At 55.6% G+C, this 26,305-nt stretch carries 22 protein-coding genes and 2 pseudogenes; 21 read left to right on the forward strand and 3 right to left on the reverse strand.

All coding sequences use genetic code 11. The features are described 5' to 3' along the window. The first annotated feature begins 3 nt into the window (after positions 1-3). From AC06G8_RS07605 to AC06G8_RS07685, 17 genes and pseudogenes are all read left to right on the forward strand, one after another. On the forward strand, positions 4-897 hold the full coding sequence (locus AC06G8_RS07605) for an ROK family protein (RefSeq protein ID WP_480284911.1): 894 nt from the start codon (positions 4-6) through the stop codon (positions 895-897). Positions 898-1,324: 427 nt separating this feature from the next. Then, on the forward strand, positions 1,325-2,539 hold the full coding sequence (locus tag AC06G8_RS07610; RefSeq protein WP_447662132.1) for a GTP-binding protein: 1,215 nt from the start codon (positions 1,325-1,327) through the stop codon (positions 2,537-2,539). Between the two features lie 25 nt (positions 2,540-2,564). Further along, complete coding sequence (locus tag AC06G8_RS07615; RefSeq protein ID WP_480284912.1) at positions 2,565-3,422, forward strand: AAA family ATPase; 858 nt, start codon at positions 2,565-2,567, stop codon at positions 3,420-3,422. Between the two features lie 119 nt (positions 3,423-3,541). Then, positions 3,542-3,811, forward strand: coding sequence for a 30S ribosomal protein S14 (gene rpsN, locus AC06G8_RS07620; RefSeq protein ID WP_447662130.1), 270 nt, complete (start codon positions 3,542-3,544; stop codon positions 3,809-3,811). Positions 3,812-3,820: 9 nt separating this feature from the next. Further along, positions 3,821-4,165, forward strand: coding sequence for a DUF3024 domain-containing protein (locus AC06G8_RS07625; RefSeq protein WP_447662129.1), 345 nt, complete (start codon positions 3,821-3,823; stop codon positions 4,163-4,165). A 104-nt stretch (positions 4,166-4,269) separates the two neighbouring features. Then, entirely contained in the window at positions 4,270-4,419 is a 150-nt protein-coding gene (rpmG, locus tag AC06G8_RS07630; protein ID WP_021879594.1) for a 50S ribosomal protein L33, read from the forward strand. Positions 4,420-4,616: 197 nt separating this feature from the next. After that, on the forward strand, positions 4,617-5,924 hold the full coding sequence (locus AC06G8_RS07635; RefSeq protein WP_480284913.1) for a glycosyl hydrolase family 18 protein: 1,308 nt from the start codon (positions 4,617-4,619) through the stop codon (positions 5,922-5,924). A 242-nt stretch (positions 5,925-6,166) separates the two neighbouring features. Beyond that, a pseudogene (locus AC06G8_RS07640) lies at positions 6,167-6,265 on the forward strand (TetR family transcriptional regulator); the annotation flags it as partial. A 183-nt stretch (positions 6,266-6,448) separates the two neighbouring features. After that, the gene (locus tag AC06G8_RS07645; protein WP_480284914.1) at positions 6,449-7,594 is read left to right on the forward strand and encodes a YhcN/YlaJ family sporulation lipoprotein; all 1,146 of its coding nucleotides are present in this window, start codon (positions 6,449-6,451) and stop codon (positions 7,592-7,594) included. A gap of 153 nt (positions 7,595-7,747) precedes the next feature. Then, on the forward strand, positions 7,748-9,361 hold the full coding sequence (locus AC06G8_RS07650; protein WP_480284915.1) for a response regulator: 1,614 nt from the start codon (positions 7,748-7,750) through the stop codon (positions 9,359-9,361). After that, complete coding sequence (locus AC06G8_RS07655) at positions 9,358-11,124, forward strand: cache domain-containing sensor histidine kinase (protein WP_480284916.1); 1,767 nt, start codon at positions 9,358-9,360, stop codon at positions 11,122-11,124. Before AC06G8_RS07650 ends, AC06G8_RS07655 begins: the two co-directional genes overlap by 4 nt. 13 nt (positions 11,125-11,137) lie before the next feature. Beyond that, positions 11,138-12,103, forward strand: coding sequence for a substrate-binding domain-containing protein (locus AC06G8_RS07660; protein WP_480284917.1), 966 nt, complete (start codon positions 11,138-11,140; stop codon positions 12,101-12,103). Positions 12,104-12,130: 27 nt separating this feature from the next. Continuing rightward, positions 12,131-13,420 carry an extracellular solute-binding protein gene (locus tag AC06G8_RS07665; RefSeq protein ID WP_480284918.1) on the forward strand — a complete coding sequence of 430 codons (1,290 nt, stop codon included), beginning with the start codon at positions 12,131-12,133 and terminating at the stop codon, positions 13,418-13,420. 402 nt (positions 13,421-13,822) lie between these two features. Beyond that, a complete protein-coding gene (locus AC06G8_RS07670; RefSeq protein WP_480284919.1) occupies positions 13,823-15,220 on the forward strand; it encodes an ABC transporter substrate-binding protein in 1,398 nt (465 codons plus the stop codon). Between the two features lie 290 nt (positions 15,221-15,510). Continuing rightward, positions 15,511-16,413, forward strand: coding sequence for a carbohydrate ABC transporter permease (locus tag AC06G8_RS07675; protein WP_480284920.1), 903 nt, complete (start codon positions 15,511-15,513; stop codon positions 16,411-16,413). A gap of 30 nt (positions 16,414-16,443) precedes the next feature. Then, positions 16,444-17,289, forward strand: a complete 846-nt coding sequence (locus AC06G8_RS07680; protein ID WP_480284921.1) for a carbohydrate ABC transporter permease — start codon at positions 16,444-16,446, stop codon at positions 17,287-17,289. A 232-nt stretch (positions 17,290-17,521) separates the two neighbouring features. Further along, on the forward strand, positions 17,522-17,716 hold the full coding sequence (locus AC06G8_RS07685; protein ID WP_447662118.1) for a hypothetical protein: 195 nt from the start codon (positions 17,522-17,524) through the stop codon (positions 17,714-17,716). Between the two features lie 201 nt (positions 17,717-17,917). On the opposite strand, the pseudogene AC06G8_RS07690 reads toward AC06G8_RS07685, so the two are convergent. The 3 genes and pseudogenes from AC06G8_RS07690 to AC06G8_RS07700 form a co-directional block, all read right to left on the reverse strand. Continuing rightward, positions 17,918-18,010: pseudogene (locus AC06G8_RS07690) on the reverse strand (LuxR C-terminal-related transcriptional regulator); the annotation flags it as partial. Between the two features lie 255 nt (positions 18,011-18,265). Next, complete coding sequence (locus AC06G8_RS07695; protein WP_480284922.1) at positions 18,266-18,622, reverse strand: hypothetical protein; 357 nt, start codon at positions 18,620-18,622, stop codon at positions 18,266-18,268. 1,606 nt (positions 18,623-20,228) lie between these two features. Next, positions 20,229-20,453: a helix-turn-helix domain-containing protein gene (locus AC06G8_RS07700; RefSeq protein ID WP_049869505.1), complete on the reverse strand. Its 225-nt coding sequence runs from the start codon at positions 20,451-20,453 to the stop codon at positions 20,229-20,231. Positions 20,454-20,704: 251 nt separating this feature from the next. On the opposite strand from AC06G8_RS07700, the gene AC06G8_RS07705 reads away from it, so the two are divergent. From AC06G8_RS07705 to AC06G8_RS07720, 4 genes are all read left to right on the forward strand, one after another. Beyond that, positions 20,705-21,385, forward strand: coding sequence for a tetratricopeptide repeat protein (locus tag AC06G8_RS07705; protein ID WP_480284923.1), 681 nt, complete (start codon positions 20,705-20,707; stop codon positions 21,383-21,385). 122 nt (positions 21,386-21,507) lie between these two features. Further along, positions 21,508-23,181 (forward strand): SWIM zinc finger family protein, encoded by a 1,674-nt coding sequence (locus AC06G8_RS07710; protein ID WP_480284924.1) that lies wholly within the window; start codon positions 21,508-21,510, stop codon positions 23,179-23,181. Further along, a complete protein-coding gene (locus tag AC06G8_RS07715) occupies positions 23,178-26,063 on the forward strand; it encodes a DEAD/DEAH box helicase (RefSeq protein WP_480284925.1) in 2,886 nt (961 codons plus the stop codon). Before AC06G8_RS07710 ends, AC06G8_RS07715 begins: the two co-directional genes overlap by 4 nt. Positions 26,064-26,110: 47 nt before the next feature. Continuing rightward, entirely contained in the window at positions 26,111-26,284 is a 174-nt protein-coding gene (locus AC06G8_RS07720; protein ID WP_480284926.1) for a hypothetical protein, read from the forward strand. Positions 26,285-26,305 lie beyond the last annotated feature (21 nt).

Consider the following 26,305-nt stretch of genomic DNA (forward strand, 5'->3'; position numbering starts at 1 on the left):
AACATGTTGATTGGAGCTATCGAGGCAGGCGGCACCAAGTTTGTTTGCGGCATAGGGAATGAATCGGGCGTCATCGAGGAGCGGGTGAGCTTTCCGACGGAGCGCCCGGAGACGACAATAGGGAACGCGATCGATTATTTCAAGGACAAAAACGTGGATGCCATCGGGGTCGGCTCCTTCGGACCTCTCAACATCGATCCGGGCAGCCCGCTGTATGGCCATGTAACGACTACGCCGAAGCCGGGATGGGAAAACTATCCCTTTCTAGGGTCGCTTGAGAAGCATTTTGATCTTCCCTTCGGCTGGGATACGGATGTGAATGCCGCCGCTTACGGCGAGGCCATGTGGGGCGCTGCCCAAGGGCTCGCCAGCTGCGTCTACTTTACGGTAGGGACCGGAATCGGGGTCGGCGTATACTCCGAAAAAAAGCTCATTCATGGACTTGTCCATCCCGAAGGAGGACATGTGCTTACAAGACGCCACCCCGCAGACGAGTTTGCTGGAACTTGTCCTTATCATGGAGACTGTCTGGAAGGCATGGCGGCAGGACCGGCGATTGAACGAAGATGGAAGGCCAAGGGCAGCGAGCTGTCGTCCGGCCACCCGGCCTGGGAAATCGAAGCATTCTATTTAGGCCAGGCTATAAGCAACACCATTTTGATGCTGTCGCCCCAAAAGGTGATTTTAGGCGGAGGCGTGATGCATCAAAAGCAATTGTTCCCGCTCATACGCCGCGAGGTCCAAAAAAATCTTGGTCAGTATGTGAACGCCGATGAGATTGCAGGACGGATCGACCAATACATCGTGCCTCCGGGGCTGGGGGATAACGCGGGCTTGGCAGGAGCGCTCGCTTTAGGGCGAGATGCGTTTCAACAGAAGAAGCAACGCGTCTTCTAACTAATATCGGTTAGAAAGGCGCATGGCAGTTCAGGAGGATAGAATAAATACTCCCGCCCTTCCGCCATTCGAGATACGCAGCCGATCGGCCGCGTCGAAATGGCATCGAAGAAAGGTTACTCAATCGAGTAGCCTTTTTTTTCTCAGGTATACAGGTAAATATAGCCAATCTATAATCTGTTACTCTGTTTTGGCATGTGGAGAAATAATTGGTATCTTAGGAGTTCAGTCAATTCCTTCATCGAGGCGCGCTGTCTCTCGCAGTCCGCAAGCGTGTTGGAGGATGTTCGCCGCGCTGGAACTTGACAGGTCGATGGAGCGGAAGGTAAGATGATATTAATCGTAATAATTACTATTACAATTCGAGGGTGGAATCAGGCTCGCAGAAAGTCGAATGAAACCCATGAGCCATTAAGGAGTTGAAGGAATGCTGGATGAGATGGCGGAGAAAATTCCGGTGACCGTGCTCAGCGGTTATTTGGGCGCAGGAAAAACGACCGTGTTGAATCACGTGCTCAACAACCGGGAGGGCCTTAGGGTCGCCGTGATCGTCAACGATTTGAGCGAGGTGAACATCGACGCTGAGCTGGTCCGCGACGGCGCAGGGCTGAGCCGCACGGAAGAGAAGCTCGTGGAGATGTCCAACGGCTGCATCTGCTGCACCCTGCGCGACGATCTGCTGCAGGAAGTCGAGCGCCTTGCCAGGGAGCAGAGGTTCGATTACATCTTGATTGAATCGACGGGGATCGGGGAGCCCCTTCCGGTCGCCCAAACCTTTACTTATGTCGATGAGGACCAGAATATCGACTTGTCCAAGCTCACCCGTCTGGACTGCATGGTGACGGTCGTGGATGCCTATCATTTCTGGCAGGATTTCAATACCCGGGAATCGCTGAAGGACCGCAGCCAGGAAGCGGGCGACGACGATACTCGGGGAGTGGTCCACCTGCTGACCGACCAGATCGAATTTTGCGATGTCCTGATTCTGAACAAATGCGAAATGGTCGGCGCGGAGGAGCTCGACAAGCTGGAAACGGCTCTGCGGGGCTTGCAGCCTGCAGCCAAAATCATTCGGACGAGTTATGGAAACGTAGATCCGAAGGCCATCCTGAACACGCATCTATTCGACTTCGACAAAGCCAGCCAATCGGCGGGCTGGATCCAGGAGCTGCTGAAGGAGGAGCATACGCCGGAGACGGAGGAGTATGGAATCGGCTCGTTCGTCTACACCCGGAAAATCCCCTTCCATCCGGAGCGGCTGCTTCAGCAGCTTGCCAGCTGGCCTCAGGAAGTGATCCGCTCCAAAGGCGTCATGTGGATCGCCACCCGCAACCATACCGCTGTATCCTTCAGCCAAGCCGGCGTATCCCGGCAGCTGTCCCCTGCGGGGCTGTGGGTAGCCGCGTTGTCGGAGGAAGAGAGGTTCGCCTATTTCGGCAGCGATTTCCCCAAATCGCCGGATTGGGATGAGCAATGGGGAGACCGGGTAACCAAGCTCGTGTTCATCGGCATTGGCCTCGACAAAGAGAAGATCTGCGGCTCCTTGGACCGGGCGCTTCTCACGGAAGAAGAAATGCAAAGCGTCTGGCGTCATTTCAAGGACCCTTTGCCGTCATTCCAAGCCGAATCAAGCAGAGCCTAATCTTTCAGTCAGAGGAGTTCATTTCATGAGCAAGTCAGCCGCAGCGAGCAGGCTTCCCCGTTCCAAGGGGACAGACATCGCTTCCTATTATTCACCGAAGGATTGCGCCCGCAAAGTCAGGCGCATCGTGCTACAGTCCGAAAACAACCGCATTGTGGAGGAATTCATCCGGATCCTGGACATGAAGGAGAAATTCGAGGAGCATGACGTGCCTATTCCCAACAAGATCGTCATGTTCGGCCCGCCGGGAACAGGCAAGACGCTGACCGCCTTCTACATGGCGCAAAGGTTGAACGTCCCCCTGCTTCTAGTCCGGCTGGATTCCGTCATCCACAGCCATCTGGGCGAGACGGCGACGAATATCCGGAAAATATTCGATCATGCGCGATCCAGCCCATGCGTGCTGTTTCTCGATGAGTTCGATGCCATGGCCCGGACCCGCGAAAACAATGATGAAGTGAAAGAGATGACCCGTGTCGTCAACACTCTCCTCCAGTGCCTGGACGAGTTCGACGGAAGCAGCGTCTTCATGGCGGCCACCAATCTGGAGAAGGATCTGGACCACGCCATCTGGCGCCGTTTCGATACGAAGATGAGGTACGACAACCCGAACCGAGCTTCGCGGGAGGCGTATTTGACCCAACTGATGGGCATGTTCGACGGCGGCGAAGAGCTGCTGGAGCCAGCTTCGCGCTTGCTGGAAGGATGCAGCTTTGCCGATATGGAACAAATCGTGCTCAAAGCCAAGCGCAAGGCGATCATTGAGGAGGCATCGATCTCCCTGCCGATGCTTGAGGATTCCTATGCGGAATATAAGCCGAGGCTGCTTGAGCAGCAAGAAGCAGGACAGGAGCATTCGCTTCGGGCAGGGGGATGGAAATGAAGGGTTCGATTGCTGGATGGGAGAACATGCCGCCTTCGTTGGGAACATGATCGTCTTTTCTTCGAGAGGACCGTCTGGTATGCTTAATAAGTAAAATTTACGATTAAAGGAGAATGATCATGGCAAAGAAATCCAAGGTCGTAAAAGAGCTCAAGCGACAGGCTTTGGTTGCAAAATATGCCGATCTTCGAAAAAAGCTGAAAGAAGAGGGCAATTACGAAGCTTTGGCGAAGCTGCCGCGCGATTCTTCTCCTACCCGGCTGCATAACCGCTGCGCCATGACCGGCAGGCCGCATGCCTACCTAAGGAAGTTCAAAGTATCCCGAATCGCCTTCAGGGAGCTGGCTTACAAGGGACATATTCCGGGCGTCAAAAAGGCCAGCTGGTAAGTTTGCGCCATGGCGGCCATTGAACGGGATGAATTCAGCCGATATCGGATCGGCAAGCTGCTGGACGGATACATCCAGCTCAAAGTTCCCGGCAGCATGCGCCGCGACATCCGGCTGGCCTATTGCTGGGAAGAGAACGGGCTTACACTCAGCGAACTGAGGCCGGCCCTCCCTGAATCGGGATGGCATAGCAAGGACATCGTGCATTTTCGGCTGAAGAACGGCAAATGGGCGGTTTGCATGAAAAGAAAAGGAGCATGGAGCGAAGTCCCGATGATTCCTCTTCATGGCGATTTTGAACATCAGCTGGAACAAGTGGAGCTCGATCGGCATGGCTTGTTTTGGGGAGAATGATGGCGGTCGGTCCATTTTGAATGACTTCTAGTAGAAAAAATTACTTATATTCAAGCAAGCATTGAACACATTCAGAATCGTAAAACTCAAGGAGGAAGAAGGATATGAGAGTCACGGTTACGCTTGCCTGCACGGAATCCGGGGACCGCAATTACACGACGACCAAAAACAAAAGGAACAACCCGGAACGGATCGAGCTCCGCAAATATTGTCCTCGTCTGAAGAAGGTGACGCTTCATCGGGAGACCCGGTAAGGAATCAGACGAACGAGCTGGCCGGCTGCAGTGGCCTGTCAGGGCATGCTGGTGAACGCAAAGACTTTCCCTTTCTTGAATCGAGAGGGGAAGTCTTTTTGTATGATAGGGTTCCTTCTTGTACCTCTAGCGTCATGAGAGCCCAGACATGTTCATAGAATGGAAGAAAGGATCAGAGAGTAAGAGAGGGATGCAGGATGGACCATCGCCAAGTGGCGAAGCGCAGGCTGAGCCGTCTAGTTCTCGTGTATTTCATCCTTTCTTCCACATGCACCATCAACTTGTTCCACCTTTTTGCCCTGCCGGTCATATCGTTCCACCAAATGCCGGCCTTGCATGGGAAGAGCCAGGCGGCCGAACGGGCGCTTGCCGGCAGTCGGACAAGCCTTGCGGCAGCTGGCGGCGGAGGAGAGCTTTCATCCCAGATGCCTGTGCCCGCTTCCCTTGCGAACGGCGATGATATCTTTCCTGTCGGCCCGCTTGCCGAAAGCGCGGGTGGTCTTGCGGATGACACGGTCCCCAACATTCAAGCGTTCAGCTCAGGGAACGTCAAAGTCAATATGACTTGGGAAGCCGTCTACGGCAAATCTCCCGATCCGGAGCAGCTTCCGGAATTGGACGGGGTCAATGTGGTGAGTCCGACCTGGTTCGAGCTCGTCAACGGAACCGGAGATATAAGCAGCAAAGGAGATCTCGACTACGTCAAATGGGCCGAGGAGCGCAACCTCCAGATCTGGGCGATGTTCAGCAACGGATTCGAGCCGAATCGGACGTCGATAGCGTTGTCGACGAAAAAGTCGCGGGAACATATGATCGAGCAGCTGCTTCAATACGCGGAAACGTACCGCCTGCAAGGAATCAACTTCGACTTTGAAAACGTGAAAACGGAAGATGGAGGAAACTACGTCCAGTTCATCAAGGAAGCGGCGCCGCTTCTTCACGAACGCAACCTCATCGTCTCTGTCGATGTCACCCCGAAGTCGGACAGCGAATACTGGTCCTTGTTCCTCGACCGGCCGGCTTTGATTCCTCATGTCGATTTCATGATGCTGATGGCCTATGACGAGCACTGGGCTTCCAGCCCGAAATCCGGTTCGGTCGCCTCCCTGCCCTGGGTGAGGCGATCGGTCGAACGGCTGCTGGACGAAGATGGCATTCCGCCGTCTAAAATCGTTCTCAGCATGCCTCTATATACTCGAATCTGGACGGAGACGCCGAAGAGCTCGGGAGGGAGCAAGGTCACATCCAAAGCGCTCGGCATGAAAAAGGCAGCCGAGCTGCTGGCCTCTCGCAAGCTGAATCCATCGTATGACCGAAAAACCGGACAGAATTACGTGGAGTATCGGGAAGACGGGCAATTGAAACGGATCTGGCTGGAAGACAGCACTTCCATCAAAGCAAGAGTAGCGATAGCAAAAGAATACGGGCTGGCAGGCGTTGCTACCTGGAGCCGCTCGTTCATGGACAGCGGAATATGGAATGTGATCAAGAAGGAACTGGAATGATTTTCAAAAAAGATGCGGAAACGGTTGAAGGAGCTTGAATAGGGACATGTTGCCCGGTCGTCTAAATGAATCCACCGCACGCGGATATTTCAAAGCAAGCCTCCTGTCCGAGGATGGACGGGAGGCTTGTTTTGATTATAGCGATTCTATTCGGCGGCATGCTGAGCGGGGCTGACCGTTGTCTAGATCCTAACGCGAAAAAAAGCGATTCGCAGGCCAGCAACGAGCGGCGCAGGCGCTTCATGGAAATCGCCCTGAGACGGTTCGCCAAGGACGGTTACCATGTCACGAAAATCTCGGATATCGTTGCCGAAGCCGGCGTGGCGCAAGACACCTTCTATTCGCCGGGAGCTTGAGGCTTTTTTGCATGCCTGAGCTCGGCCTGAGCGGGCCAGGATGCGAAGCCCGCATCCGCCAGGGATGGGAACCATTGAGCGGGATAGCCTCGCCTTGTCGGGAGAAGCTGATCTAGCCGCACCTGAACAAGGCTGCGGACACCATTGGACTATACTGGAGGAAACCGAATGAAAAAGCCCTGGAAAGTGCTTGCTGCCGGTATCGTGATCAGTACGGCTTTGGCGGGATGCGGAACGCACCATGGTGAACTCGGCAACAAAAACATCCGCAACAATGCGGCCGGCAACTACAATCTGCTCAGCAAGCGCTTTGCCGATGACGGCATGAACGAAATGAACCGCGTGAAGGGCAATCAGCAAAACGGAAACAACATCGTCGGCAATCATCAAAATTATCATTTATCCACAGACAAGAAGCTGTCGGATGAGCTGAACAAAATGCCGGGCGTGCGGACGGCCCATGTATTCACGACGGACAAAAATGCTTATGTCGCCGTCGGGCTTGACGGGCACAGCGTGACCGGCTTGACCTCGACGGGCCGTACGGCCCAAGGCTACAGCGACGGCAAAGGCTACAGCGACGGCAAAGGCATGGCCGGCGGGATGGAACGGATGGGAACCGATATCGGAAAAGGCGTCGGCAGCCTCGCGAACGACGTCGGCATGGGAGCCCGTACGCTGACGAACGACGTCGGCATGGGAGCCCGTACGCTGACGAACGACGTCGGCATGGGAGCCCGTACGCTGGCGAACGACGTCGGCATGGGAGTCCGTACGCTGACGAACGACGTCGGCATGGGAGTTCGTACGCTGACGAACGACGTCAAGCGCGGCGCCAGGGATTTGACCGGCGGCGTCATCGGCCAGTCCAATTACGGCACGTTCATGGACCGCCCCGGATCCAACGGGTACAGCTCGTATACAAACGGCTACAACGCCTACGGCACAGGAGCTTCCACGAACAACTGCGGCCATATGATGAATGGCCTGGCCGACAACAACAACCGGTACATGGATCGGGAGCTGACGAGCGAATTCAAGGCGAAGGTAGCCGATATCGTTCATAAGAACCATCCTGGAATCCAGAACGTATACGTATCTGCGAATCCGGATTTCTTCAGCCGAATGCAAGGTTACGCCAACGATGTGAAGCAAGGCCATCCGATCAAGGGCTTCGTGGCTGAGTTCAATGCCATGGTGGAGCGGATCTTCCCGGCTGGATCGGCCAGCAATTCCTCCTACAAGGGCATGAGCACGAACACGAACATGAATAATGGAACGCGCGGAAGCAAAAACGAGCATCTGTTCCAGTAAAGGTTCCGAGGCCGCCGCAAGGCGGCCTTTTTAATGGGCCTCGCACGAGCCGATCGGACCGGCTGCATTCCTTATAATTGACAAATTCTGCTGCGGTCATCACTATGAAGGTACATACTACCCATTTTTCAGGCAGTGCTGCAGGAGGCGTCCATGTACAAGGTCATGCTGGTGGATGACGAAGCCGTCGTCCGGGAAGGCTTAAGGAACATCATTGATTGGCCCCGCCACGGGTTCGAGCTGGCGGGCGATTTCACCAACGGCCGCGACGCGCTTGAAGCGATCGAGTCGCTGAGGCCGGATCTGGTGCTGACGGATATCAACATGCCGTTCATGAACGGCCTTGAGCTGAGCGAGCAGATCCTGCAGCGTTATCCCTATATCAAGATCATTATCCTTACCGGATACGACCAGTTCGAATACGCGCAGCAGGCTCTGCGCCTCAAGGTCCACGACTTCATCCTCAAGCCTATCACGGCCAGCGAGACGAGGGCGCTGCTGGACAAGGTCCATGCGGAGATGGAAGAGGAGAAGCGCAGAGGCGAGGATGTCGGCAGGCTGTACAGCCAGCTCAACCAGAGCCTGCCGCTGCTGCGCGAGCGGTTCCTGGAGCGGCTTGCCGCGACGGGGGCGGGAGCGCGGAACATGGCCGAGCGCCTGGCCTACTTCGGCATACCGGATCTCAAGCCTCCCTATCTGGTCACCTTGTACGACTACGATGGAGCTCCGAGGCATTCCGATGCTTCCGAGCAGGATGTGGAGCTGCTTCATTTCGCCGGCTTCAACATCATCGAAGAAATCATCTGCAGGGAGGGCGGCGTCGTCTTCCGGACTCGCGAGGACCGCATCGCCGCCCTGATCGGAGGCCAGCCGGAAAGCCTGCTGCATGAGCTGGCGCTGCGGACTGCCGAGGAGGCGCGCCATCATATCGAGCGGTATTTGGGCTATACGGTCACGGCTGCCATCGGGCGAGCCGCCGCAGAGCCGCATGATCTTCCCGATTCGTACAAAAGCGCCTCGGCCGCGCTCGATTACCGTTTTCAATACGGCAAAAACCGAGTGCTCAGCATTCTTGACCTGGAAGGCAAGGAGACGGCGCCGGCTTCGGTCAGCCTCGAATGGAGCCGCTTGCTTGCCGGGACGATCCGCACCGGCTCCGCGGCCGAAATCCGCAGCCTCATCGGGCCGTTCATCGCGGGACTGAAAGAATCCCATGCGCCGCTTGACGTATGCTACCTGCAGATCCAGAAGGTCATCGTGCTGCTCATGAACACGATGCAGGAGATGGGCATCGACGAGACGCGCATCGTCAGCAGGCATCGGATGCTGTTCTCGGAGCTGTACAGGCTCGGCACCTTGGACGAGGTCGGACAATGGCTCGAGGAAATCGCGGTCGGAGCGATCGAGACCGTGTCCGACAACCGGAGCCAGACGATGCGCAATCAGATCGGACAGGCTATCGCCTATATCGAGGAGCATTACGCGGACGAGCGCATCACGCTCCAGGATATATGCCGGCATGTTCTGATGAGCACGAGCTATTTCAGCACGGTGTTCAAGCAGCAGACGGGCGAAACGTTCGTGGAATACCTGACCCGGATCCGCATCGGCAAGGCCAAGGAGCTTGTATGCAACACGCCTCTCAAGCTGTATGAAATCGCTGCCAAGGTCGGATACGCCGATCCGAACTACTTCAGCATTTCCTTCAAGAAGCACACCGGGCTCACGCCGCGCGAATACCGGGAGAAATCCAGGGAGCAGCCATGAGAGGCAGGGGCTTGCTGGACTATTATCCCAAGACGATCCATGCCGCCATCTCGACGGCATTCTCCCTGCTTATCCTGGCCGCCATCGCCGTCACCAGCCTGATCAGCTACAACGTCTCGGAGGATGCGGTCATCAGCAATTCGGAAGCCTACATGGGAGAGATCATTACCCAGGTCAACAACAATATCCAGTCCTACATCGACAATATGGAGAACATCTCCCTCATTATCTTCACCAACAAGGACGTCAAGTATTATATTTCGAGCAATCCGTTCATCAGCCGCGAAGAGGTGCGCTCCTATCAGAAGAACATCTCGGACCTGTTCCAGTCCCTGCTGTACACCCGCAAGGATATCGCATCGATCATGGTATTCGGGTACAACGGCAGAGTGGTGTCCGACCGGAGGCTGACCCAGCTCAATCCGAACGTGCCGCCCCAAGACCAGGACTGGTACAAGCAGGCGGTAAAAGAAGGCGGGAGGTCCGTCATTTCTCCGCCCCATGTCCAAAATGTCCTGCAAGGAGAGTACAGCTGGGTCGTCTCCTTGAGCCGGGAGCTCAAAAGCATCAACGGCATGACAGGCCAGGGCGTCGCCCTGGTCGATCTCAAGCTGAACGTCATCAACGACATCTGCCGCAACGTCAAGCTTGGCCAGCGCGGCTACGTCTTCATCGTCGACAACAGCGGGAACATCGTCTATCATCCGCAGCAGCAGCTCATCTACAGCAAGCTTCGCACGGAGCAGATCGGCCGCGTCATGGCATCACAGCAAGGAAGCTTCGTGGACGAGGACAGCGGCCGCATCTATACGATTCACGATACGAGCTTCGGCTGGAAGATCGTAGGCGTCGCCTACCAGGACGAGCTGATCTCGAATCCGTCCGCGATGCGGAATTCATTCCTGCTGTGGGCGGCCGCCGGCCTTGCCGTCACCCTCATCATTTCCTTCATCATCTCCCATCGGATCACCCGCCCGATCCGTCGGCTGCAAGCCGTCATGAGGCAGGTGGAGCGGGGAGACTTCGACGTGCGGGCGGAGGTGGGGCAAGCGGGCGAGGTCGGCCAGCTCGGGCGCGCCTTCAACATGATGGTCGGACAGACCCGCAGGCTGCTCGACGAGAGGATCCAGACCGAGAAAATCAAGCGGCGGACGGAGCTCAGGCTTCTTCAGTCCCAGATCAATCCCCATTTTCTGTACAACACGCTGGACTCGATCATCTGGATGGCCGAGCAGCGGAAGAACGAGGAAGTGGTCTTGATGACATCGGCTCTGGCCAAGCTGTTCCGGGCAAGCATCGCCAAGGACGACGAGCTGGTCCCGATCCGGGTGGAGGTGGAGCATATCGACAGCTATCTCCAGATCCAGAAGATGCGCTACCGCGACAAGCTCGATTATGTCATCGACGTCCCGAGAGAGCTATATGCCTTCAAAACGCCGAGAATCCTGCTGCAGCCGTTCGTGGAGAACGCGATCTATCATGGGATCAAGAATTTGCCGGAGGGAGGCATGATCTCCATCTCTGCCCGGCTAGCGGACAACGGCATCGAATTCCGGGTGGCCGACAACGGCCAGGGCATGTCCGAGGAGACGATCAAGCTGATCATGGGAGCTGTCCGCAGGGATTCGGACCGCGATCACATCGGGGTGAGCAACGTCAACGAACGGATCGAGCTTGCCTTCGGCTCCGCCTATGGCGTTGCCATCGAGAGCGAGCCGGGCGAAGGCACGACCGTCGCAATCAAGATTCCGCAAGTACGCTGAGGAGGGCACCATCATGAGAACGAAACGGCTGTGGCTGCCGCTTCTGCTGCTCGGATTCGTCGTTCTGGTCGTCTGGACTGGACTCGGCCGGGGCGAGGCGTCTCCGCAGGACAACGTGATCGCATTCATCATGAAAACGACCGACGCCAACTCCCATTATTGGCAGACAGTGCGCTCGGGAGCTCTGGCTGCAGCCAAGGAGCTGGAGGTTACGCTGGAGCTGTCCGGACCTCTGCGCAGCATCGGCTCCGACGAGCAGGCTCAGCTGCTGGAGAAAGCGATCGCGCAGCGGCCGCGGGCTATCGTGCTCGCTCCGATCGACGAGGATGTGCTGGCGCCGCAGCTGGAGGAGATCTCCCGTCTGGGCATCAGGCTCATCATCATGGATACGCCTCTCCTGCGGCACAAAGCGGACAGCTATGTATCCAGCGACCATGTCGAGGAGGGCCGGGAAGCGGCGGGCATCCTCGCTCCCGGACGCAAAACAAGGCCGGTCTACGCTTTTTTGACCAGCGACGAGAAGTCTCCGGTCGCCATGCAGCGCAGAAACGGGGTTCTGGAAGCTCTTCCGGCCGGCTCGGCCTACAACCTCGGCATGATCAATGTCGGCAAATCCGAGGAACAGGCGTACCGGACCGTGAAGTCGCTGACGGCCGCCTATCCGGGGATGAACGGCATCATCGCGCTGACCGACATCGGCGTGACCGGCGCGGCCAAGGCATTGAAGGAAACCGGTCTCAGCGGAAACGTCAAGCTCATCGGGTTCGACAGCTCCGTTCCCGAGATCCAGCTGCTCGAGCAGGGGGCCATGCATGCCTTGATCGTACAAAATCCATTCAACATGGGATTTCTCAGCGTGCAGGCGGCTCTTGATTCTTCCAGCGGAAGCGCGGCGGTCGACATCCCTTCCGCCACGATTACCCGAGCCAACATGTATGCGCCGGAGAACCAGAAGCTGTTGTTTCCCTTCGTCTATTAAGAATAGTCCGAAACGAGTTGAACCGAGATGAAGAAGCTCCATTGGCGCCGCAGCTGCTTCCGGGCAGCCGCGGCCTGCGTGGCCTCCGCGCTGCTTGTGACTTCCGGCTGCTCCGGAAAGCAGAATGCGTCCGAGGTGAAGGAGCCTGAAGAGAAGAGGGCTCTGATCAAATTCGTCACCTCCGAATACAGCACGACGACCAAGCCGATTCTCGACGGCATCGTCAGCCGCTTCGAATCGGAGCATCCGGATATCGACGTCGAGCTCCAGGTTGTCAATTGGGACATCCTGGACGGGGTCTACACGAATATGCTTGCCCAGAACGAGCCTCCGGATCTGCTGAATACGAATTTTTACTCGCACTTCGCCAAGCGGGGATTGCTGAACGACATGGCCGATATTCTGCCGGAATCCTTCCGGTCGAATCTGTATCCCTTCCTGCTGGAAAAGGACCGCTACAACGGCGTTCAATATGCGATTCCTTATGTCGCTTCCGTGAGGAGCCTTTACTACAACAAGGCTTTGTTCTCGCAGGCCGGCATAGCGGGGCCGCCGCATACCTGGGAGCAGCTTGCGGATGACGCCCGGAAGATCCGCCAATTTACTCCCGCAAGAGGATTCGGCATCGATATGACCGACAACGAGATTCATGCCAACCTGTCCTATTTCTTCATAGGCGCAGGAGGCGGCTGGCTGAAGGACGGCAAGTGGGCGATCAATCAGCCGGCCAACGTGGAAGGGCTGGAATTCCTGAAGAAGATTTACGACGAAGGATTGACGGACGAGGAGCCGACGGTGACGACCCGGGACGAGAAGCAGCGCATTCTCGGGGACGACGGACTTGCCATGATGATATCGGGCAACTACTTCAGCTCCGTCGTGCCCAAGGAATTCCCCGGATTCAAGTGGGGATCGGGTCCGATTCCGGTCAAGGAGGGACAGCCTCCGATGACCTTCGGCGTCCATGACGTTCTTATCTCCTTCAAGACCGCCCATACGGACAAGCAGGCGCTCTCACAATTCATCCAATTCCTCTACAGCGACGAGCAGTACGTCAGCATGGTGGAGCAGGAAGGCTTCGTGCCGGTCACCCGTTCGGCCGGCAATGCGATGTCGGCAGCCGATGCCGCCATGGGAGCGGATCTGCATGCTCTGGCCAGCGCGCAGTTCATTCCGATCGAAAAGCCGGCATGGGCGAGGGTGATGGATACGGCGCGCAAGCTCGGCAGCGCCGTCCTGTCGGGCCGTTATACGCCCAAAGCCGCTCTCGACGAGCTGCAGAGAGTCGCGCTGGAAGCGGATCAAGAAACCGGGTAGCGATTCGGCCAAGAATCAATCAAGCTCCAATCAAGCGTGGAATCAAGCCCCGATCAAGCTCCAACGAAGCGTGGAATTAAGCCCCGATCAAGCTCCAACGAAGCGTGGAATCAAGCCCCGATCAAGCTCCAACGAAGCGTGGAATCAAGCCCCGATCAAGCTCCAATCAAGCGTGGAATCAAGCCCTTTAAAAGGGGCTTTTTTTCGTTTTCAGAATCAATATTCATTTTTCCATCAAAATTTTGAATGAAAAAATCATAGAATACTAATGGATTTACGGAAGATATTCAATGGAGAGGAAGCCCTGTTCCCGTTAGTATACAGATAAGCATCTGATGCAATGGAAGGAAGCGGCAAGGTCCGGGTGCGGGGAACGTTCCAATTTGGGAGGGGTTATGCTAGATGACTATCACGGTAAAGAAAACAGCAGCAACCGCAATGGCAGTCGCGATGTCCCTGGCCGTACTGGCCGGCTGCGGCAGCAACAGCAACAACGGCAACACGGCGTCAAGCGCTTCTCCTGAGCCGACGGCAAGCGCGCCGGCCGACAATTCGGCCACGAATGCAGCGGGCAACACGGGCGGCGATGCCCCCGCGACGACCGGTCTGAAGGGCACGTTCGAGATCCAGTACTTCGTCGGCGGTTACGGCGACAAGTGGTGGAAGCAAGTCATCGCCGATTTCCAGAAAGCGAATCCGGACCTGAAAATCGTCGAAGACGCAGGCCCGCAAATCAATACGCAGAACAAGCCGAAATGGATTGCGGGCACGCCTCCGGACTTCGTCTACATCGACGGACCCGAGCTCAACGACCGCCAGCTGGCGGAAGACGGGCAGCTCGAGGATCTCACCGACTGGATCAAGGACGCCACAAACGTCGACGGCGTCAAAATCCTCGACCTGCTGGCGCAGCAGCCTCCTGCCTACGGCGGCAAGACGTACAACATTCCGCTCGTCCTGAACTCGTGGGGCGTGTTCTACAACAAAGCCCTGTTCGAGAAGAACAGCTGGACGGAGCCTACGGACTGGGATTCCTTCATCGCCACCTCCGAGAAGATCAAGGCTGCCGGCACGACGCCGTTCATCCATACGGGCAAATACCCGTACTATATCAACGGCGCCATCCTGTACCCGGCCATCGTATCGGCGAACAACGACGACTACAAGCTGCTCCAGGACATGGGCGACAGCAATGTCGAAGCGTTCAAGAGCCCGGCCGTCCTGGAAGCCCTGAACAAAATCGTCGAGCTGCGCGACAAGGGCTTCATCGACAAGACGTCCATCTCCATCAACCATACGGATTCGCAAATGCTGTTCCTGCAGAACAAGGACGCCTTCATTCCGAACGGCCTCTGGCTGCCCAACGAAATGTCCAAGGACGTTCCGGCCGACTTCAAATTCGGCTTCATTCCTTCCGTAACGCAAAAAGCCGGCGGAAAAGTCGTGGCCAACACGTCCACATCCACCGTCGCCATCTCGAAAAACGGCAAAAACAAGGAAGCGGCGAAAGCGTTCCTGCAGTTCATCTTCTCGCAATCCCAAGCTTCCAAGTTCGCCGAGCTGAGCGGCGCTCCTTCCAACATCAAGGGCGACATCAGCGCCTCCAACGCTCCTGACTTCGTCAAGCAAGCGGCTGCCTACCTGACGAGCGACAAAACGGTCGTCGTGCCGACGGTCACGTTCAACGCCGACGTCGACAAGGCGATGCAGGATGCGACCGACGCCCTCACGATCGGCAAGATCGATCCTCAAGGCTGGGTAGACCGCGTTGTGAAAGTCGTGGAAAAAGTAAAAAAATAAACCGAGCATAGCAAGGACGAATTTGCCCGAGCTTGCGGAATGATCGTGAAGAAACGATAGTGTTCGCCTTTGAAGACGGGTTTCCTTCCAATGAATCTAATTCAGGGAAACCCGGCTTCAACAGCGATCGGAACGATTATCCGCCGGCAGAGGCGACATTCCTTCGTCCATCATCCGCCTGCGGCGACATTCGGCTTCAACGAATTCGGTTACAAGGCAAGTCAGATTGAGGACCATCCTCGGGACAGCTGTCTCGGGGATGCTCCGATTTAAGGGGCGGTGAGTTCGAGATGAATATCGGAAAAGCCAAGCTGCAGAGAAACCTCTTTATCGCGGCGTTCATCATCCCGACATTTCTGTTTTTCTGCGTGTTTACGATTTATCCGCTGATCCAGGCGCTCTACAATTCTTTCTTTGACTGGTCCGGAATGTCGCAGCACAAGGATTACGTCGGGCTGCAAAATTTCAAAGACATTTTCGACGATCCCATCATGCTGACGGCGATCGGCAACGACTATTTCCTTGTCATCGGCAAAATAATCGGCATCATGGCGATCGCAACCTTCTTCGCCGTGGTGCTGACCCGCCTGCGCCTGAAGGGAAGCGCCTTTTTCCGCTCCATCTTCTTCATTCCGAACGTGTTGTCCGCCGTCGTCGTCGGCATTCTGTGGAACTTCATCTACAATCCTCAAATCGGCTTTTTGAACGGCTTCCTGTCCCTGTTCACCAGCAGCAAGGTGGAGATCAACTGGCTCGGCTTCGAAAGCCACACGATCTGGATGCTGCTGCCGCCTGCCGTCTGGGCGGGCATCGGGTTCTACATGATCCTGCTGATTGCCGCGATCACGAGCATTCCGGCTTCTCTGTACGAGGCTGCTGATATAGAAGGTGCCGGGCAGTGGCATCAGTTCCGGCATATTACGCTCCCCCTCATCTGGGAGCAGATGAAAATCTCGGTCATCAACATCATGATGACGACGCTCAACGGCTCCTTCGTCATCGTGACGATCATGACGGCCGGCGGTCCCGACAACTCGACCCAGGTCATGGGCTCCTACTTGTATCAGCAGGCATTCAAGCAGGCCCATTTCGGATACGGCGCCGCGATCGGCACGGTCATCCTCATCACGTCGCTCATCACGACCCTTCTCCTGCAATGGCTTCTGCGCAAGGAACAGGTGGAAGTCAGCTAGCATCAGATCATATGGAAGGAGAGGGACTACATGCTGCAAAGAACCGTTCATCCGGTGTTCAAATCAATCTTCTATGCTTTCCTCGTCCTGTGGGGAATATCGGTCATCTATCCGCTGTTCTGGACCTTCACCGACTCCCTGAAGAACAACCAGCAGTTCTACTTCAACATGCCTTGGTCTCTGCCGAAGTTCCCGCTGCTGTGGTCGAACTTCGAATATGTATGGACCAACTACAGCTTCGGCAAGTACTTCATCAACTCCATCGCCGTCACGGCGGGATCGACCGTGCTCGGACTCGTTCTTGCGGCCATGACGGCGTACACACTGGCCCGCTACAAGTTCTTCGGAAGCAAAGTGCTGTATACCGTCTATATCTCTTCCATGATGGTGCCGTTCGCGCTTGCGTTGATTCCGCTGTTCTTCCTCGTGAACGATCTCGGCCTCGCCAACAACCGTCTCGGGCTGATTCTCGTCTACGCGTCCAATACGCTCGCCTTCGGCATCTTCGTCCTGATCGGCTTCTTCCGGACGCTCCCCAAGGAGCTGGAGGAGGCAGGCGCCATCGACGGAGCCGGCTATTTCGGTACGTTCTTCCGCATCATGCTGCCGTTGTCGCGATCGGGCATCATCAGTGTCGGCATCATCAATGTGCTTGAGATTTGGAACGAGTATATCGTCGGCACGATTCTCGTCATCGATCCGACGAAGTACACGCTGCCGATCGGCCTCGCCGCCATGCAGGTCGAAATGCAGTACAAAACCGAATGGGGTCCATTGTTCGCGGGGCTGCTGTTCACGATTGTGCCCGTCCTAGCCGTGTATATAATGGCGCAGCGCCATATCGTCTCAGGACTGGTAGCGGGCGCGGTGAAATAAAGCTTCATTAAAGAAGGGGAAGTCGTTGAAGGACGGAAAGGCTTCAAAGAACGGAAAGACCTTGAATCATGCCGCATTCGGCCTAAGCGCCGGGGCGGATGGTTCAAGGTCGTTTTCTTTGTTTCTCTCTGCCGGTTTTTATATGGTAGATTAATTGACATAGACGGAAGGGTGGACTATAATGAACTATATCGTGTAAGGTAAATTCACATAACCGATGGGAGGGTTCCTTATGCTGGATCTGCTGATTCGCCGATTCAACCATCCCGATTTTCCTACACCGATGGACATGGGACTGTTGAATGGAAAAATCGTTTATTTGCATCCTTCGGACGGAAGTCCGCCGGAAGCAGCCAAGACGATCATGAAGGACGCCAGCTTCATTCCTCCCGCCCGGTTTCATTCCGGCATCGCCGCCACATCCTAGTTGCCCCCGACCGAAAGGTCTTCTTGCGGCAGTTCCGCATTCCTGCGGAGCTGCCGCCTTTTTTTGATTTCCCAAGAGCTCGCTGCTTGCCGTTCGAGCCATAAAGGCTATGCGCGCTTAACTCAAAAAACCTTCCCGCAAATGCGAAAACGCATTCGGCATGGGAAGGTTCGTCAAGAGAACTCTCCGGCCTGACGAAGGTCAGATCGTAAGTTCCCCAAGCTTGATCAATTCGACAACCGCTTGCGAACGGCCTTTCACGTTCAACTTCTGCATCACGTTGGAGATATGGTTTCAATATCTGCTCTTCTGTAAAAACAATGCGTTTTAACTCTCCCATTCCCGACTCGCTCCTCATCTCTTCCTTCGATTAAAACACAAATGACCCACAAGAGGTCACTTTTTTCAAAGTGTCCTTCTTGTGGGTAACAGTTCACCGGTACGGTACTGGGGCGCTTTTTACAGAAACTGTATTCGTATTGCAGGGTTCTCTGATTAGGGGGGCTTTTGGTTTATTCACTCTTCTGTTTAATCTACATAAGATATTTATTATATTAATGATTCAGCAATTGCTTCCAAATCTTTTTGGCTATAGTGTGGTTTATCTAGCCCAGGAGATGCTGCGAGAGTATAGGAAAGTCCATCTTGTTTCCAATAATGAAACTGTAATTTTCCGTTATCCATGAATTGAGAGTCTTTATCCTTAATCTTAGACCTCTTCAATTCAAACTTTGTTGATTGAGGTATAATATCTGCTTCTGTGCTGGTTAGAGTGATATAGCTGTCAGGATCTTTACCGAGATAAGTAATTTCCATTTTATCAAAGTCAGCAATCTTTGTAACAGTTGCATAAGATCCATTTACTTCAAAAGGGAATTTTTGTGGTTTCTTAACTTTAAATTTCACCTTTTTTTCTCCTTCAGAAACTGTGCTTGAGATAAATTCATTGGCATTTGTGAAATTACTTTCAGCAGATGCCACATTAGCATTAGGGTGCATTTCACTATAAGCCCACGAGGAACTAAAACCGATAGTTGCAGTTAAAGTCCCAAAATAAAAGTTTTTTTTCTCATCTTCATGCCCCTCCTTTTTAATTTACCGAATGTTGGCTGGCTTGTGTATAAGTTCTGCAAAATATAGCTGTTGCTCCGGAGCATACAATAGAGGGAGAATTTGCCATATCCATTTGAGAAACTGGTTGTTGGTAAGATGCTGGGTAATAGCCTGTACTTTTATTGATTGAAATGCGAATAAGTGAATAATCAGCCATATGATAACCATTGTAATCGTTATAAGTGTAAAACTTTTGATTTTTGTTGTCTGAAAGCGTATAACTTTTGTAAATATCAACTCCATTCATTTTTTTGATATAATCATATCGGTATATTTTTTTATCGAAAGGTACTAAGGTCCCAAAACTGATATATTTTAAAATTTAAAGGAGGATTTATTTATGATTTTTATAGTATTGATTGTAGTTTTGACGCCTATTTTTTATTCTATTAACATGCGATTTAAGAAAATGGAAAAAGAAATAGAATTTTTAAAAAGCAAAATATAATTTATGTTATTTATTTTAGGTAATATTGACTATTAAATTATAATTACACAGTGATTTAAGCCTAGAATGAGGAGGTGAAAAATTCCGGGGAAGGATCAAATGGAGAATGAAATCCCAGCGCCCTTATTTGTTGCTTTGAAATTTCTTCTACACTCTAAACCTCATGGAAAAATTGCTAAAATATTACAATTGCACTGAAAACAATTTGCTCCTGACCATGGTTTATTGGTACTAGTTGAATATTGAGAGAGACACCGACGGAGCGTGAACGCTCTATCCTTTAGCCGGCCCAGTGGTCGGCTTTTTACATGCGGCGCAAAGCTCTCCTTGGTTTTAGCTGCTTCAAGCACTTGTTGGTCTGACCATTAGGCGTGATGTTATCTGAGACGCTTAAAATGAAAATAGATTTGCAGAATTCGTCCCATTCCTTGGAAGCGTACGGGGTAAGAACGTCTGTTAGAGGTTTTTCTCGGGGTCTTCTTTTTATCAAAGGAACCATGAACATGGAGGGTGGCTTCGGAAGGAAATTCAATTCAGGGATTGTGAGGACCAAGTCCAGATTGAGTTAGGCGGGGTTATTGTCGCCGGGGTAACGAGGGACGGCCTTCAAGTCATCGAAATCCAGTTCCGCTGACAACACCATTTGCCGCTTTCACTTGCTCAACCTGAGTAGGAAATTGTCGGGGCTATGGCAAAACTAATTTTAGAGCAATTTTATGAGGTAGCCGACGAATTAACCATAAATGTGGGGCGTATATTTGGTTGCAGTCATTGAACTGAAAAAACGCAGGTGAAAATGGTTCGGCGGAAGGTTTGGATTGTACTTACCTATACCAGTGGCGCCGGCGAGCGTACTCTATCCATGATTAACTCAAAAAACCTTCCCGCCGAATGCGAAAACGCATTCGGCATGGGAAGGTTCGTCAAGAGAACTCTCCGGCCTGACGAAGGTCAGATCGTAAGTTCCCCAAGCTTGATCAATTCGACAACCGCTTGCGAACGGCCTTTCACGTTCAACTTCTGCATCACGTTGGAAATATGGTTCCTCACAGTTTTTTCGCTGATAAACAGCAGCTGCGCGATATCCCTTGTCGTCTTGTCCTGGACCAGTAGTTCGAATACTTCGCGTTCCCGGTGAGTCAGCAGAAATTTGTTTTTGTGATCGGTGCCTTTCAAAATGCCACCCCTCCTTGCTCGGGTTTTTGTGGGATATAACAAGGTTAAGGGATACAGTCAACTTATCTTATGAACAACCGCCCTGCAGGGTGCGGCTTTTTACGGAAATGGGCGCGTCAGCCGGAATACATCCCGGAAGGAGGAGACGGGCTGTGATTTCTCGCCTACCCCCGATTTTCCAAACCGCGGGCGTATGCTATGATGTTGGCTGGTGGACAAATCGCATTCTTTGAAACGGGGCTGCCTTATCCATGAAAATCTTCTTGCTGTTCGGCTTGTTATGGACTCTTCTTGGCAATCCCTTCCTTGCCCTGATCGTCATGCTTGTCGTCCTTTATATTTTGGATCGCCGATTCATCGGCCTAACGCCGAGCCTGCTGAAGCCGATCCGCGCCCGCAGCCGGAGAGCCGCGCTCCGCAGGGAGATCGACGCCAATCCGAGCAACAGCGGCTCCCGACTGGAGCTCGCCAAGCTGCTCCTGGACCGTCGCAAGTACGGAGAAGCGCGCAGGACGCTGGAGCCGCTCAAGGAAACGCTCGTCATGGAGGAGTCGGCCGAGTTCTGGGACGATTTCGGTACGAGCCTGCTGCATACGGGGCAGCCGCAAGAGGGTGAAGCCAGCATCCGCAAGGCGTTGGAGCTGAACCCGAGAGTGAAGTACGGGCAGCCGCATTTGCGTCTGGCGGCATACTTTGCTGCTTCGGACAAGGAGAAGGCGCTCCGGGAGCTGGAGGCGTTCAGCCGCATCCAGTCCTCTTCCTGCGAAGGCTACTACAGGATGGGCCGGCTGCAGAGCGGGCTGGGCCGTCCGGAGCAGGCGAAAGAAGCCTACGAGGAAGGACTTCGCCTGTACCGCATGCTGCCGCAATACAAAAAGCGCCAGGAAAGGCGCTGGGCGCTTCTGTGCTTCCTGCGCAAAAACGCTGGCTGAAATGAAGCCCCAAAAAGAAAAAGAAGAGCATTGCGGCATGTGTATAAGCCGTCCTTGCTCTTTTTTTGCTCTTTTTTTGGTATAATGATAAGAATGCCAAACAGAAGCGGAGGGGGAAGGGAATGGGCACGGACAGCAGGGTGAATCCCTTCTTCATGGATATGGAGGAAATGATATCCAAATATATGCGGTCGGATGCCATCCGTCGAGGCTGGGATTATTCCAGCAGGGGCAAGGTCGCCGCGGTTCGTATGGTCGGCTCCAAGCTGGCTGCCGTCGTCAGCGGCAGCCATGATTACATGGTGTTGCTGGGAAGCAAGCATGACGATTGCAGCTGCGATTGTCCGGTCAGCGGATGGTGCAAGCATATGGCGGCCGTATACTTCAAAGGCTTGCAGGAGAGCGGCGGCGACGCGGAGCGGGCGCTCGAGCGGCTGACCGGCGGCGGACCGGTGACGATCAGCCGCATCGGGCCGAATGCGGAGCCTGCGAGCTCCAGCCGTCCGTCCGGCCAGACGTCTTCTCCCGGGGAGGAGGCCGGTCCGGAGGAATGGCTGGAATGGATGGACAGATCGTACGGAGAGACCTGGCATGGCTGCAAGCATACTCTTCATCCGCTGCAGCCGGTGCTGTCGGCGCTCAAAGGCTCGGCCCGGGACTGGCCGAAGCCGCTGCAGAAGCTTCACTGGATGGCTTCGATCCTGTTCGTCCTCGACCAGGCGGAGCGGGCCTTGCGGCTTGCGGATGCTTTCAGCCGTTATTATCAGGAGATGAGCTTCACCCGAATGGCGGAGCCGTGGGTGGATCATTTCTATGCGCTGGCCGGAGAGCTGGAGCCGTCCCTGATGGAGGGCAAGCAGCTGGAGTGGCTCGACTTCCTGACCGGGCTTCTTCGCGAGCGGGGAGCCGATACGGCCGGCAAGCTGTTCCGTTGGGACCGGCTCTACTATGCCTTGGCGGAAAAGCTTCATGCAAGGGGCGACTGGATGGAGAGGGAGACCGATCAGCTCCGCTCCATCCTGCGCCAGGCCAGGCAGACGGCATCCGATGAGCTCCTGCCGGAGCCGGGGATGAACGACGTCCGCCGGCCTCTGGACGAAAGGGGCGGAGCGGACGGAGAATCCAGGATTTATTTCCCCATCATTGCCTTGGCGCATCTGGAGGCGTTCCGCGGCCATGACCGGCAAGCCGTGGATCTGCTGCTGCAGGGTCCATCCGAACCGGCTGCCGGATTGGCACTCGATACGGCCAGGAAGCGGCTGGAGAGCAAGGATTGGGGCGGACTCGCCATCTGGATGGATTATCTGTCCAAGACGACGGACGGCAAGCGGGGCGGCTCGGCGATCCAGCCGTTCCTGCTTTTATGCAGGAGCGCGGACACGGAGCAAAGCGATAACCCGATCTGGATGGAATACTTGGTGCAAAAGCTGCCTTTTTCCTATATGGCGCTGTCCGACCAGCTTCTGGATAAAGGCGATTTCGAGCAATGGGCGGATCTGCAGCTCGCGATGGGCTTGAGGCCAGACGAGCTCGATCCGGCGGATGTCCGATCCGTCGCCAAGCTTGCGCCTGCGATGCTGATCCCGCTCTATCACCAGTCTGTGGAGAGCTGGATCGGCATCCGCAACCGCCAGAGCTACCGGATGGCTGTGAAACAGCTCAAAAAGCTTGAGAAGCTGTACCAGTCCGAACGGAATACAGAAGCCTGGAGCCGCTATATGTCCCGCATCGCGCTGAAATACCAGCGGATGCGGGCGCTCCAGGAGGAACTGAGGAAAGGAGGCCTGCTGAAATGATGAGAGGACTGTCTACGGCCAAGCCGATCAGGCTGAGCGGCCGCTGGACCGGCAGCGGCATCCAGCTGCATGCTTCCGAGCCCGGCGAGTTCGACGCAAGGCTGCGCGATCTGCTGTTCGCCTGGCACGCTCCTTCCTGGTATGGAGCCGAGGTGGAGCAATTGGACGCGGACCCCAACAGCGGCGCGGGCAGGTCCTTGCTCATTGCGCCGCTGCTCGCAAGCGATTATCTGGCCATGCCGCAGCCCGTGCGCTTGCTGGCGATCGAGTATGACGACGAGCTGGCAAGGCTTGCCCGTCATGCCGGACTGATTCGCCAAGCGCTGCTGGAAGGGGCGTTCGAGCCGGATTGGCAGGGCTGGTCGGAGCAGCGCAGAAGCTGGCGGCTGCGCGAAGGCTGGGAGCCGGCCATAGGCGCCGTCGAGCCCCATCAGGAGGCGGTCGTCCATGAATGGCTGAGCGCGGCTGTGGAAGAGCTTATCGAGGGCAGCCGCGCCGTCCGCACCGCATGGCATGATCTGGAGAGGGCGACCGGCCAGGTGCTGGAGCGCAAGTCGCCATCCGAAGAAGACTGGTATATCGGAATCGGGCTGCGCAAGGATACGTTTCCTTTCCGCGTCGCCTTGCAGCTGACGGAGCCGGAGCAGGGCGGGGAATGGCGGCTGCGGGCAGCCATTCGCGATCGCGAGGGAAGCGGCCCCTGGATTCCGCTGGAGCGCGGAGAGGAGCCGGGCAGCTGGCGTCCGGTCAGCGGATCGGAGCTTCGCATTCCCGAGGAATGGCTTGACCTCCTTCACGACCGGCTGGCGAGAGAAGAGGGCAAGTGGCTGCTTGCCCTGCCTGAGTGGAGTTCCGATGCCGGGAGCGTCGTCAAGCATGCTCTTCAGGATGACGAGGCGTGGGATTTCCTGGAGAATGCCAGCTTGCGCCTGCTTGACGCCGGTTGTTCCGTTCTGCTTCCAGGATGGTGGGAAACGGTCCGCAAGCGCCGTATCCGGGTGAAGGCGAAGCTGAAGTCTGCTGCGGGATCTGCCGACCAGCCGATGTTCGGGCTGTCCCAGATTGTCCAGTTCGACTGGAAGCTCGCGCTCGGAGGGCTGGATCTGACCGAGGAGCAGTTCATGAGCCTGGCCGCCGAGAACAAGCGCCTGATCCGGATCGGAGACGAGTGGGTGCATCTGGATCCCGAGGATGTATCGAAGATCCGGAAATGGATGAAGAAGGCCGGAGGACGCAAAGGACTAAGCTTCCGCGACGTCATGCAAATGCATCTGCAGGGAGGCATCGTCCTTTCGGAAGAGGAAGAGGGCGGCGAGGACGATCTTGTCGCCGAAGTGGAGCTGAACGAGCATCTGCATCGCCTGATCGGACAGCTGCAGGATACGAGCGAGCTGCCGCTCGTCAGCGTCCCCGCTACTTTCCTTGGCGAGCTGCGGCCCTACCAGCTGCAAGGAGTGTCCTGGCTTGCATTTCTGCGGCGCTTCGGCTTGGGTGCTACTTTGGCCGATGACATGGGTCTGGGCAAGACGATCCAATATACGGTCTATCTGCTCTCGATCCGGGAGCTCGAAGGGCGCCAGCCGGCTCCGTCCCTGCTGATCTGCCCGACATCGGTCATCGGCAACTGGGAGAAGGAGCTGCAGCGGTTCGCCCCTTCGCTGGACGTAAGGCTTCATTACGGCCCCAAGCGCGCCAGAGGCCGGGAAGCATTCATGGCATTCGCTGAAGGCGCGGATCTGGTCATCACTTCCTACGCGCTGGCTCCGCTCGATGAGGAAGAGCTGTCGGGACTGCAATGGGAAAGCCTGTGCCTGGACGAAGCCCAGAACATCAAAAATGTGAATACGAAGCAATCGTCGGCCATTCGGAATCTTACGGCGCAGCATCGGATCGCCCTTACGGGCACTCCGATGGAGAACCGTCTGAGCGAGCTCTGGTCGATCTACGATTTTACGAATCCGGGATATCTCGGCACGCTGCCGGAATTCCGGCGCAACGTCATCCTGCCGATCGAGAAGGAGCGGGACGAGCGGACGATATCCGCCCTGCAGCGCTGGGTGAAGCCGTTCATGCTGCGGCGGGTCAAGAAGGATCCCGCCATCCAGCTGTCGTTGCCCGAGAAGAACGAGAGCCAAGTCTACGTCACGCTCACGGCCGAGCAGGGCGCGATGTACGAGTCCATCGTCTCCGACCTGCTGGAGAAGCTCGACACGCTCGGTCCGATGCAGCGCCGCGGTCTCATCCTTGCCTCCATCACCAAGCTGAAGCAGGTATGCGATCATCCCGCGCTGCTCCTGCGCGAGGCGGAAAGCGATTCGGCTGCCTGGAATCCGGAACGCTCGGCCAAGACGATGAGGCTGCTGGAGATGTGCGAGGAAGCGGCTGCAGAAGGGGAACGGGCGCTTATCTTCACGCAGTTCGTCGATATGGGAGCGGCCTTGCAGAGGCTGCTCAAGGAAAGGCTCGGCCTCCCTGTCCCTTATTTGCACGGCGGGGTGCCGAAGGCCAAGCGGGATGACATGATCACCGACTTCCAAAATCCGGATCTGCCGCATGGAGCGTTCGTGCTTTCGCTTAAGGCGGGCGGAACCGGGCTGAATCTGACGGCGGCGAACCATGTGTTCCACTATGACCGCTGGTGGAATCCGGCTGTCGAGAACCAGGCGACGGACCGCGCTTTCCGCATCGGGCAAACCCGGCAGGTGCAGGTCCACAAGTTCGTCGTTCTCGGGACGCTGGAAGAGCGGATCCATGAGATGATCGAGCGCAAGCAGTCGCTGAACGACCAGGTGGTCGGCCAGTCGGAGCAGTGGATCACGGAGCTGTCGACCGACGAGCTGCGAGAGCTGTTCACGCTGCGCCGCCAATGGATCCAGGGCTGAGCTGCAGAGGATTCAATGCCATCAAGAGCGGGAAAGGGAGCGATGGAATGAAAGATTTGAGCCATTCCGGACTTCCGGAGACAGAAGCTGGCCGTCCGTTGTCCGCAGAGGAAGCTGCGGCCGGGCAGACGCGGCCCGAGGCCGAGGAAGCTGGCCCCGAGAAAGCCTGGGCTGCATTTTACGAAGCGGTCCGCAGCTCTGTGCAAGACATGAGGGATTGATGACAGCAAAGGAAAAGCCCG

The organism is Paenibacillus sp. SJS-P3 (assembly GCF_056711585.1).

Excerpts from the sequence above, each read along its gene's own strand:
- AC06G8_RS07705 (WP_480284923.1), top strand. The coding sequence starts at position 20,705 with ATGAAAATCTTCTTGCTGTTCGGCTTGTTATGGACTCTTCTTGGCAAT.
- AC06G8_RS07615 (WP_480284912.1), top strand. The coding sequence starts at position 2,565 with ATGAGCAAGTCAGCCGCAGCGAGCAGGCTTCCCCGTTCCAAGGGGACA.
- AC06G8_RS07680 (WP_480284921.1), top strand. The coding sequence starts at position 16,444 with ATGCTGCAAAGAACCGTTCATCCGGTGTTCAAATCAATCTTCTATGCT.
- AC06G8_RS07720 (WP_480284926.1), top strand. The coding sequence starts at position 26,111 with ATGAAAGATTTGAGCCATTCCGGACTTCCGGAGACAGAAGCTGGCCGT.
- AC06G8_RS07710 (WP_480284924.1), top strand. The coding sequence starts at position 21,508 with ATGGGCACGGACAGCAGGGTGAATCCCTTCTTCATGGATATGGAGGAA.
- AC06G8_RS07715 (WP_480284925.1), top strand. The coding sequence starts at position 23,178 with ATGATGAGAGGACTGTCTACGGCCAAGCCGATCAGGCTGAGCGGCCGC.
- AC06G8_RS07625 (WP_447662129.1), top strand. The coding sequence starts at position 3,821 with ATGGCGGCCATTGAACGGGATGAATTCAGCCGATATCGGATCGGCAAG.
- rpmG (WP_021879594.1), top strand. The coding sequence starts at position 4,270 with ATGAGAGTCACGGTTACGCTTGCCTGCACGGAATCCGGGGACCGCAAT.
- rpsN (WP_447662130.1), top strand. The coding sequence starts at position 3,542 with ATGGCAAAGAAATCCAAGGTCGTAAAAGAGCTCAAGCGACAGGCTTTG.
- AC06G8_RS07610 (WP_447662132.1), top strand. The coding sequence starts at position 1,325 with ATGCTGGATGAGATGGCGGAGAAAATTCCGGTGACCGTGCTCAGCGGT.
- AC06G8_RS07670 (WP_480284919.1), top strand. The coding sequence starts at position 13,823 with ATGACTATCACGGTAAAGAAAACAGCAGCAACCGCAATGGCAGTCGCG.
- AC06G8_RS07685 (WP_447662118.1), top strand. The coding sequence starts at position 17,522 with ATGCTGGATCTGCTGATTCGCCGATTCAACCATCCCGATTTTCCTACA.
- AC06G8_RS07675 (WP_480284920.1), top strand. The coding sequence starts at position 15,511 with ATGAATATCGGAAAAGCCAAGCTGCAGAGAAACCTCTTTATCGCGGCG.
- AC06G8_RS07605 (WP_480284911.1), top strand. The coding sequence starts at position 4 with ATGTTGATTGGAGCTATCGAGGCAGGCGGCACCAAGTTTGTTTGCGGC.
- AC06G8_RS07660 (WP_480284917.1), top strand. The coding sequence starts at position 11,138 with ATGAGAACGAAACGGCTGTGGCTGCCGCTTCTGCTGCTCGGATTCGTC.
- AC06G8_RS07665 (WP_480284918.1), top strand. The coding sequence starts at position 12,131 with ATGAAGAAGCTCCATTGGCGCCGCAGCTGCTTCCGGGCAGCCGCGGCC.
- AC06G8_RS07645 (WP_480284914.1), top strand. The coding sequence starts at position 6,449 with ATGAAAAAGCCCTGGAAAGTGCTTGCTGCCGGTATCGTGATCAGTACG.
- AC06G8_RS07635 (WP_480284913.1), top strand. The coding sequence starts at position 4,617 with ATGGACCATCGCCAAGTGGCGAAGCGCAGGCTGAGCCGTCTAGTTCTC.
- AC06G8_RS07655 (WP_480284916.1), top strand. The coding sequence starts at position 9,358 with ATGAGAGGCAGGGGCTTGCTGGACTATTATCCCAAGACGATCCATGCC.
- AC06G8_RS07650 (WP_480284915.1), top strand. The coding sequence starts at position 7,748 with ATGTACAAGGTCATGCTGGTGGATGACGAAGCCGTCGTCCGGGAAGGC.